Source organism: Caballeronia sp. (genome assembly GCF_049581465.1).
In the GTDB taxonomy this organism is placed as follows: Bacteria; Pseudomonadota; Gammaproteobacteria; order Burkholderiales; family Burkholderiaceae; genus Caballeronia.
Window position 1 is genome coordinate 1 of record NZ_JBAUSA010000488.1, and the last position, 3,227, is coordinate 3,227.

The following is a 3,227-nucleotide window of genomic DNA, read 5'->3' on the forward strand; positions in this document are numbered from 1 at the left end:
GTGTCGACGGGTGCAGCAACGGGTGCGTCAACGGGTGCAGCAACGGGTGCAGCAACGGGTGCGTCAACGGGTGCGTCAAATTACGCATTGAAACGCTCATGAACTTCCTGACCGAAATCGTTGCATTTGTCGTGGCTATCGGCGTGCTGGTCGTCGTCCACGAATTTGGCCATTACAGCGTCGCGCGACTGTGCGGCGTGAAGGTCCTGCGATTTTCGGTCGGTTTTGGCAAGCCGCTCGCTACGTGGGTCAGTAAAAGCGGCACGGAGTGGACCATCGCCGCGTTGCCGCTGGGCGGCTACGTGAAGATGCTCGACGAGCGCGAGGCAGAAGCCGCGATTCCCGACGCTGACTTGCCGTACGCGTTCAATCGCCAGTCGGTGTGGAAGCGCATCGCGATCGTCGTGGCGGGGCCGGTCTTCAACTTCATTCTTGCGATCCTGCTGTTTGCCGGGGTGTTCGCGGGCGGCGTCTCCGAACCGGCCGCGATTCTCGCCGCGCCGGCTGTGAACACGGTAGCCGCAAAAGCGGGTTTCGAAGGCGGCGAGACGATCGTTTCGATGCGCGACTTGTCGACCGCGGACTCCATATCTGGCTCGGCCTCGAGTTCAGTTTCAGGGGATCGCGCCGTCGGCGAGCCGGTGCCGGTGCGTTCATGGTCCGACCTGCGATGGAAACTCCTCGACGCTTCGTTCGCGCATCGCGGGGTCGTGCTGACCGCGAAGACGAGCGAAGGAACGTTCGATTTTCCGGTGATCGTGGGCGTCATCGACGACCAGGACCAGGACACGGACTTCATGGACAAGCTCGGCTTCTCGCCGGGCGGAGGCACGTTGTCGGTGATGGCCGTGGAGGCGGGCAGCGCCGCCGCGAAAGCGGGATTGCAAGCGGGCGACGTGCTGGTATCGATTGACGGCAGGAAGGCGGACAACGGCGCGGGTTTCATCGACTATGTGCAGCATCATCCGGGCACCCCGGTGTCGCTCACGATCACGCGCAATGGCGTGCAACAGGTGCTTCGGATCGTGCCCGATCTCAAGCCCGATGAACAAACGCATCACGATGTCGGTCGTATAGGCGCGTCGCTCGCGACCCGGATTCCGTCGGTGGATGTGCGCTACGGTCCAGTCGAAAGCCTTCAGCTTGGGGTGACGCGCACGTGGGACATCAGTACTTATTCGCTGCGCATGTTCGGGCGGATGATTACCGGCGAGGCATCGCTGAAGAATCTCTCGGGGCCGGTCACGATTGCCGATTACGCAGGCAAGAGTGCACGGCTGGGTTTATCGGCGTTTCTTTCGTTTCTCGCGCTCGTCAGTATCAGTCTCGGCGTGCTGAACTTGTTACCGATTCCGGTTTTGGACGGTGGTCATCTGTTATATTATTTGGTTGAAGCCGCAACCGGCAAAGCCGTCTCAGATCGCTGGCAGTTGGTTTTGCAGCGGGCGGGTCTTGTTTGCATCATCGCGCTGTCGGTGATTGCATTGTTCAACGACCTGGCTCGCCTGATCAGCTTCTGATCCGGCGCCAATCGAGCTTTTTGATTCGCAATCTGATCCATTTTCGTCCTGTCTGGCGGCGCTTGCACGAACGCTGCCCGATTCGATGCAGCTATACACACTGGGGAAGTACGTTGTTCAAACCTCATCGCTTTGTTCCTAAGTCGGCTGTGGCCGCAGCATTAGCCGCAACCGGCATGGCGGCGCACGCGACAACACCATTTGTCGTGCAGGACATCCGGATCGATGGCCTCCAGCGCATCGAACCGGGTTCGGTATTCGCCTATCTGCCCATCAAGCAGGGCGACACGTTCACCGACGACAAAGCGTCTGAAGCGATTCGCGCGCTTTATGCAACGGGCTTCTTCAGCGACGTCGAGGTTGCCACGCAGGGCAACGTGGTGGTTATCACGGTGCAGGAACGCCCGGCCATTTCGCAAATCGATTTCGCCGGCATTCACGAGTTCGACAAGGAAAACCTGACGAAGGCGTTGCGTTCGGTGGGTTTGTCGCAAGGCCGTTCCTACGACAAGGCCCTCGTCGATAAATCCGAGCAGGAGCTCAAGCGTCAGTACCTGACGCGCGGCTACTACGCGGCGGAAGTCACGACCACCGTGACGCCGGTCGACCGCAACCGCGTGCAGATCCTGTTCTCCGTGGCTGAAGGTCCGAGCGCGAAGATTCGCCAGATCAACTTCATCGGCAACAAGGCGTTCAGCACGGGTACGCTGCGCGACGAGATGCAGTTGTCCACGCCGAACTGGTTCTCCTGGTACACGAAGAACGACCTGTACGCGAAGGACAAGCTCACGGGCGACCTGGAAAACGTGCGTTCTTACTACCTGAACCGCGGTTATCTCGAGTTCAACATCGACTCGACCCAGGTGTCCATCTCGCCGGACAAGAAGGACATGTATCTCACGGTCACGCTGCATGAAGGCGAGCCGTACAAGATCAACTCGATCAAGCTAGCGGGAAACTTGCTCGATCGCGAAGCTGAGTTGACCAAGCTGATCAATATCAAGCCGGGCGACCGTTTCTCGGCTGAAAAGCTGCAAGCGACCACGAAAGCTATCGTCGACAAGCTCGGCGAATATGGTTACGCGTTCGCCCAGGTCAACGCGCAGCCGCAGATCAACCAGACCAATCACTCGGTCGACCTCACGTTGCAAGTCGACCCGAGCCGTCGCGTGTATGTGCGGCGCGTGAACATCGTCGGCAATACACGTACTCGCGACGAAGTGGTGCGACGCGAAATGCGCCAGCTCGAAAGCTCGTGGTTCGATTCGAGCCGTCTGGCGTTGTCGAAGGATCGCGTGAATCGTCTCGGTTACTTTACCGACGTCGATGTGACGACGATCCCGGTGGAAGGCACGAACGACCAGGTAGACGTGGACGTGAAGGTGGCCGAGAAGCCGACCGGCGCAATCACGCTGGGCGCCGGTTTCTCGTCGACCGACAAGGTGGTTCTTTCCGCGGGCGTGTCACAGGACAACGTGTTCGGTTCGGGCACGAGCCTCTCGCTCAACGTGAACACGGCCAAGACGTACCGTACCTTGACGGTGACGCAGGTTGATCCGTACTTCACCATCGACGGTATCAAGCGCATTACCGATTTGTACTACCGCACGTATCAGCCGCTGTATTACTCCACCGACTCGAGCTTCAAGATTGTGACGATCGGCGGTGACCTCAAGTTCGGTATTCCGTTCTCGGAATCGGATACGG

2 protein-coding genes are annotated in these 3,227 nt (G+C 59.3%); both read left to right on the top strand.

Annotated elements, in window-relative coordinates; all coding sequences use genetic code 11:
- Window positions 1–98 precede the first annotated feature (98 nt).
- Window positions 99–1,520: an RIP metalloprotease RseP gene (gene rseP / locus WCA53_RS11950; RefSeq protein ID WP_423909786.1), complete on the top strand. Its 1,422-nt coding sequence runs from the start codon at window positions 99–101 to the stop codon at window positions 1,518–1,520.
- Window positions 1,521–1,633: 113 nt separating this feature from the next.
- On the top strand, window positions 1,634–3,227 hold a 1,594-nt coding region (gene bamA / locus WCA53_RS11955; RefSeq protein WP_423909791.1), incomplete at its 3' end, for an outer membrane protein assembly factor BamA.